6 protein-coding genes and 1 pseudogene are annotated in these 6,693 nt (G+C 59.7%); 6 read left to right on the top strand and 1 reads right to left on the bottom strand.

Going from position 1 to position 6,693, the window contains the following annotated elements; genetic code table 11:
• The coding region (locus V7665_RS06460) for an aldehyde dehydrogenase family protein (protein ID WP_335663713.1) at positions 1-1,025 on the bottom strand (1,025 nt) is incomplete at its 3' end.
• Positions 1,026-1,105: 80 nt separating this feature from the next.
• Between V7665_RS06460 and V7665_RS06465 the strand changes: the two genes are divergently transcribed.
• From V7665_RS06465 to V7665_RS06490, 6 genes and pseudogenes are all read left to right on the top strand, one after another.
• Positions 1,106-2,032, top strand: a complete 927-nt coding sequence (locus V7665_RS06465) for an SMP-30/gluconolactonase/LRE family protein (RefSeq protein WP_442955186.1) — start codon at positions 1,106-1,108, stop codon at positions 2,030-2,032.
• 9 nt (positions 2,033-2,041) lie between these two features.
• Positions 2,042-2,740 (top strand): VIT1/CCC1 transporter family protein, encoded by a 699-nt coding sequence (locus V7665_RS06470; protein ID WP_335663715.1) that lies wholly within the window; start codon positions 2,042-2,044, stop codon positions 2,738-2,740.
• Positions 2,737-3,384 carry an HAD-IA family hydrolase gene (locus tag V7665_RS06475; protein ID WP_335663716.1) on the top strand — a complete coding sequence of 216 codons (648 nt, stop codon included), beginning with the start codon at positions 2,737-2,739 and terminating at the stop codon, positions 3,382-3,384. The genes V7665_RS06470 and V7665_RS06475 overlap by 4 nt, the downstream gene beginning before the upstream one ends.
• Before the next feature lie 140 nt (positions 3,385-3,524).
• Positions 3,525-4,301, top strand: a complete 777-nt coding sequence (locus V7665_RS06480) for a type II secretion system protein N (RefSeq protein WP_335663717.1) — start codon at positions 3,525-3,527, stop codon at positions 4,299-4,301.
• Complete coding sequence (gene gspD / locus V7665_RS06485; RefSeq protein ID WP_335663718.1) at positions 4,301-6,454, top strand: type II secretion system secretin GspD; 2,154 nt, start codon at positions 4,301-4,303, stop codon at positions 6,452-6,454. Before V7665_RS06480 ends, gspD begins: the two co-directional genes overlap by 1 nt.
• Positions 6,451-6,693, top strand: a pseudogene (locus V7665_RS06490) (hypothetical protein); the annotation flags it as partial. The gene gspD and the pseudogene V7665_RS06490, both read left to right, overlap by 4 nt.

Here is a 6,693-nt window from a genome sequence, read left to right on the forward strand (position 1 = left end):
TCCTCGATCATCGCGCCCATCGCGCTTGGCCGGCGGGGATTGGCGAGTGGGCCCATGTCGACCGAGTCGAAGCCGTCGCCGACGCTGATCTTTTGTGCCCGTTCGGTGAAGGCTTTTTCGAAACGGTCATAAATGCCCGACTGGACATAGAAGCGAGTCGGCGAGACGCAGACCTGACCGGCGTTGCGGAACTTGCCAGTGACCACCAGATCGAGAGTCTTTTCCAGATCGCAATCATCAAACACCAGCACCGGCGCATGACCGCCCAATTCCATGGTGGTGCGTTTCATCCCTTCGGCGGCCAGTTTCATCAGATGCTTGCCGACCGGCACCGATCCGGTGAAGCTGATCTTGCGGATCACCGGCGAGGCAATGAGATGGCTGGAGACTTCCGCCGGATCACCAAAGACGACCTGGGCGACGCCGGCGGGCAGGCCGGCATCGAGCAGACAGCGGATCATCTCGATCGGGCTGGCCGGGGTTTCCTCGGCTGGCTTGAGGATGATCGAACAGCCAGCGGCAATCGCCGGGGCCAGCTTGCGCACCGGGGTGAAGACCGGGAAATTCCACGGACTGAAAGCCGCCACCGGGCCGACCGGCTGATATTTGACGAAACTATTCTGGCCGGCGGGACGCACCAGCACGCGGCCATAGCAACGCTTGGCTTCTTCGGCCATGATATCGAAATGGCTGGCAGATGCGGTGACCTCGCCAATCGCCTGGGCCAGCGGCTTGCCCTGCTCGTGGGTCATCAGGCGGCCGATTTCCGGTGCCCGCTCGCGCATCAGGTCGGCGGCCTTGTGCAAAATTGCGGCGCGATCGGCCACTGGCGTGTCGCGCCAGATCGGGAAAGCGCGATTCGCTGCATCGAGCGCGCGGTCGAGATCGGCCGTGGTTGCCTTGGGCAGATCAGAAATTACCTGTCCGGTGGCCGGATTGACGACCTGATGCACGGCGCGATCCTCGCCATCAATCCATTCACCATCAATGTGGAATTGCAATTTTAGGGGATATGTGTTGGACATGGTTGCTCCTGTAACCTTCTCTCATAGCACTAGACTTGTCGCCGGATTCCCGCAATGACTGAGACAGTTTTTGAGAGGAGATGATCATGGAAATAGTCACCGAAGGCCTGCGGTTCCCCGAAGGACCGATTGCGATGCCCGACGGCAGCGTCATATTGGTCGAAATCGAGGCGCAGCAGCTGACCCGGGTCCTGCCCGATGGCACCAAGCAGCTGGTCGCGAAAACCGGCGGCGGTCCGAATGGCGCGGCGATGGGACCGGATGGCAAAATCTATGTCTGCAACAATGGCGGCTTTGAATATCATGAGGAAAATGGTTTTCTGACCCCGGCCGGCATTGCCAAGGATTATGTCGGTGGCAGCATCCAGCGGGTTGATCCCGAGACCGGCGAAGTCGAGACGCTCTACAATGACGGCGACTTCGGCTGCATCTTGCGCGGCCCCAATGACATCCAGTTCGATGCCCATGGCGGCTTCTGGTTCACCGACCATGGCAAGACCGATTATGCAAAGCGCTGTCATGACATTGTCGGGATTTTCTATGCCAAGGCCGATGGCAGTCATCTGGAAGAAGTGGTTTTTCCTTCGAACAATCCCAATGGCATTGGCATTTCTCCGGACGGCAACACGCTTTACGCCGCCGAAACCTTCACCTGCCGGTTGATGAAATTCAACATCACCGCTCCCGGCAAGGTTGCGCCCGATGCCGGCCCCGGTGGCCCGGGCATCCCGCTCTACCGGCCCTCCGGCTATAAATTTTTCGACAGTCTGGCGATGGAGGAATGCGGCAATATCTGCGTCGCGACCATCGGCGAAAGCGGGATCAGCGTGATCTCTCCCGAGGGCGAGCTGGTCGAATTTGTCGCCACGCCGGATATATTCACCACCAATATCTGCTTTGGCGGGGACGATATGATGGATGCCTGGATCTGTCTTTCTGCAACCGGAAAATTGGTCAAAACCCGCTGGAAACGGCCGGGATTGAAACTGGAATATCTCAACAAATAGGAACATCCCTTGTCAAGAGTACATAATGAATCACACCTGCTTGAACGGGTCGGCTGGCTGCGCGCTGCCGTATTGGGAGCCAATGACGGGATTGTCTCGACCGCCAGTCTGGTCGTCGGGGTGGCCGCTGCTGCGACATCGCAGGAAACGATATTGCTCACCGCTTTCGCTGGCCTGGTGGCCGGATCGATGTCGATGGCGGCGGGCGAATATGTTTCGGTCAGTTCCCAGGCCGATAGCGAAAAGGCGGAACGGGTAAAGGAGGCCTGGGAGCTTGAGCATCAGCCCAAGGCGGAGCGGCTGGAGCTGATATCGATTTACAAGAACCGGGGACTGACCGCCGATCTCGCAGAACGGGTCGCCGACCAGATGACGGCGCATGACGCGCTCGGCACCCATTTGCGCGACGAGCTCGGCTTGACCACGCATTTTTCTGCCAAGCCGTTGCAGGCTGCTGCGGCGTCTGCGCTCGCTTTTGCCGCCGGCGCTGTGTTGCCGGTGATCCTTGCGGCGCTGCTGAAGGGTGAGATGCTGATCTGGATTGTGTCCGGGGCGGCGCTGTTGTTGCTGGCATCGCTGGGGGCGGCCGGGGCGATATTGGGCGGCGCACCGATCTTGCGGCCGGTTGTTCGCGTGACTTTCTGGGGCGCCGCAGCGATGGCTGCGACTGCCGCTATTGGATCGATTTTTGGAGCAACTGTTGCATGACCTACAAGACGGTAATTTTCGACTTTGGCGGTGTGATCACATCCTCGCCTTTTGAAGCGTTCAACCGACTGGAGGCAGAGCAGGGTGTGCCGAAGGACAGTGTCCGACGGATCAACAGCGCCAATCCCGATGATAATGCATGGGCCAGGTTTGAACGGGCGGAACTGGATAGCGCCGGTTTTGACGAAGCCTTTGCGACGGAAGCGCGCGCCATCGGTATCGAGCTGCGCGGCGCCGATGTGCTGGCGCGGCTGGCCGGTGACGTGCGTCCGAGGATGGTGGAGACGCTGGATCGGCTGAAGGTCGAGGGTATCAGGATATCGTGCATCACCAATAATGTCCCGGCCGGCAAAGGTGCAGGCATGGCGATGGATGATGAAAAGGCGGCGGCGGTGAAAGCTGTCATGCAGCGTTTCGATCATATTATCGAAAGCAGCAAGGCGGGTGTCCGCAAGCCCGATCCACGAATCTACCAGATGATGTGCCAAGCGCTGGATGTCGAACCGGCGCAATGTATCTATCTCGATGATCTCGGGATCAACTGCAAACCGGCGGCTGCCCTTGGCATGGCGGCGATCAAGGTGTCCACGGAGCAGCAAGCGCTCGATGATCTGGGTGCATTGTTGAACATGCAATTGCCCTGACGACTTTGGCGAAATAGAATAAACCTGTAATATATTCGTCATCAATGAGTCGTCGAAAGGACGTGAAATCGCTATAGCGCGACGGGATTGCAAGGTTGCGGGGATTCGTGGGAAATAGCTTTACGGACAGATTTGGCGTCATGACCCGCTGGTATAACCAGCAGGGCCTTTACCCTGTTCTTCTTCTTATATTGGCCGTCTTGTTGCTGGTTCAGGCGATAAGGCTGATCTGGCTCGTCCTGACCCCGCTGGGCCCGGTCGGCGATTATCGCGCCGATGATGTCCAGATATTGTCACCGCAATCGCGCCTGACCCTGTTCAGCAGCTTCGACCCCTTTTTCCGCAGCGGTGCGGCGCAGAGCGCCAATGTCGTGACATCGCTGCAACTCACGCTTTTCGGGATCCGCATGAACGAGGCGTCTGGACTGGGGTCGGCGATCCTGTCCGGTCCGGATGGCGTGCAGGAAAATTATGTCGTCGGCGAAGAGATCATGTCCGGCGTCACGCTGAACGGTGTGGAATTTGATCATGTGATCATCAATCGGGGCGGCGTGCTCGAGAGCCTCTATCTTGACCAGTCGATCCCCGCGCAAACCGTCGGCACGGAAGACCCCGAGGCACCTGCTGCCATGACCTCGGGCGGCAATGAAATAGCCGGCATCGCATCGCTGGCACCGCGCAGCGATCAGGGTCGGGTCACCGGCATTGTCATATCTCCTTTGGGAGATGGCGGCCTGTTCAAGAGCGCGGGTTTCCGCAATGGCGATATCATCGTATCAATCAACGGCAATCCGGTTGGTTCGACGAGCGATATCGAAACGCTGAAAAGCCAAATCCGGCCAGGCGCACGCCTGTCCGTCGAAGTTGAGCGCGGAGCCGATACGGTTCCGATCGCTGTCAATCTGGGAGCCCAATAATGTCTAGTCTATTCGCCCGGATCATCGCCGTGCTTGCTCTTTCCATGGGTCTGTGGGGCGCGCCGGCTTCTGCCCAGCACACGCTCAATGTCCGCGATGCCGACATCCGCGCCTTTGTTCAGGACGCGGCAAAGGTGACCGGCCGGACCTTCATTCTCGACAGCCGGGTACAGGGCAAGGTTTCGGTGGTCACCGACCGTCCGCTCAGCCGTTCGGAATATTTCGAGATATTCCTGTCGACCCTGCGCGCCAATAATCTGGTCGCTATTCCGACAACGGGTGGGGCCTATCGCATCCAGCCCGCCGATGGCGCGGCTTCGCAGCCCACCCGGATCGGTTCGCGCGGCGCCGAGGGCAACCAGCTGGTCACCGAAGTGGTGCGGCTCAAATCGATTGTCGCGACCGAAGCGCTGGAAACCCTGCGTCCTTTGGTCAGCAAACAGGGCTCGATCACCTCGAACCGCAACGCCAACAGCCTGGTGATCGTTGACTATGCCGACAATATCCGCCGGATCAGACGCCTGGTGGGAGAAATAGATCGCGACAGCGCCGCCAGCACCATCATCACGCTGAAAAATGCCGGTGCCCGCGAAATCGCTACCTCGCTGCAGGCACTGGCCGCGCAAGGCGGCGGCGAAGGATTGCGTTCGCCGGTGACCGTGGTGCCGATCGACAGCAGCAACAGCATCGCCCTGCGCGGCGATCCCGGCGCGGTTTCGCGCTTTGCGCAAATGGCGCGGGAGCTCGACAAGGGCGCGGAATCGGGAACCGAGATACGGGTGCACCGGCTGGACTATGCCAATGCCGAGCATCTCTTGCCGGTGATCGAAAATTTGCTGGGAAGCCAGGGTACGAGCGGTGGTTCGGCGACGGTTGTGCCCGGTGCAACCGGTGAAGGCGCAGCCGCTCCCGTTGCGAGTATCAGCAGTGGCAATGGTATCGCCAGCCGCGGCCCGGCCATTGTGACCCGTCTGGAAGGGACCAATGCGATCATTGTTGCCGCCAATCCCGATGTCCAGCGGATGATCGGCGAACTGATCCGCCAGCTCGACACGCGTCAGGAACAGGTGGTTGTTGAAGCGATCATCGTCGAAATTTCCGAAACCCTGGCCCGAGAACTGGGCGTGCAATGGCTGGTCGGCGGGAAAGACGTACCCTTTGCGGTGACCAATTTCTCGAACGCCTCTCCCAATATCGTCGATGTTGCAGGCGGGTTGCTGGCCGATCAGTTTGATACGTCGACCACGACGACGACGACGACCGCGACCACGACCACCACCAATAGTTCGGTTGGCGATGCGCTGCGGCAGAATGCGGCGGATGCGGTGCTTGGCGCGCGCGGTGGTTTTGGCGGTTTTGCAACCAGCCTGGGGGGCAGCGCTGTGCTCGGTGCGATCATCAATGCCGTGCAGTCGGACAGCAACAGCAATGTGCTGTCGACGCCTTCGCTGACGGTGAACAACAATCTCAAGGGCAGCATATTATTCGGTCAGGAAATCCCGGTGTCGACCGGCGAGGCCCTGTCGAGCAATTTCGACAATGCGTTCCGCACGATCCAGCGGCAGAATGTCGGGATCGAGCTGGAAGTGACGCCGCAAATCAATGCCGGCAATGAAGTGCGGATGGAATTGCGCCAGCAGGTCAGTTCGATTGCCGGACCGGTGTCGAGTGACTTTAGCGAGCTGATCATCAACAAGCGCGAGATCAACACCACCGTCACCGTCGGTGATGGCGAGATTATTGCGCTGGGCGGCCTGCTCGATGACAATGAACGGCGCACGATCCAGAAAGTACCGTTTCTGGGCGATATCCCGCTCCTCGGAGAATTGTTCAAATCGCGCGGCAAGTCGCGGGTCAAAACCAATTTGATGGTGTTCATCCGTCCGACGATCCTGAAAGATCCCAATGACGCACGGCGCTTCTCGAGCGCGCGCTACGACTATATTCGCGACCGTCAGCTTGCCCGCAATCCGGATCAGGAACCGTCGCTCGATGCATTGGTGCGCGACTATCTCGGGACCGTGCCGCCATCGGTCGAGGCGCGTCCGGATGACCAGATCATCTATGCCCCGGGTGATATGCCTGCGGTCAGGGACAGCGGCATGATCGAGCGGGCTCCCCTGCCGGCGAGCGAGACCAGCGGGAAGCCATGATGGAGATTGCTCGGGGAACAGAAGCAAATGTCTCCGAAGCGAGTAACGGCACCGTCATGTCAGCGGCGGTCAAGGACCTGCCATATGCTTATTCCCGCGATCATGGATTGATTGTGCAGGACCGCAACGGCGAGCGACTGTCGCTGGCGATGCGCGCGGATTCCGACCCCTCGGCCCTGCTCGAGGTGCGCCGTTATCTGGCGCTGCCCTTTGATGTGGAGCTGGTTGACGGTCCGGCG

The sequence above is a fragment of the Parasphingorhabdus sp. genome (genome assembly GCF_036964675.1).
In the GTDB taxonomy this organism is placed as follows: Bacteria; Pseudomonadota; Alphaproteobacteria; order Sphingomonadales; family Sphingomonadaceae; genus Parasphingorhabdus.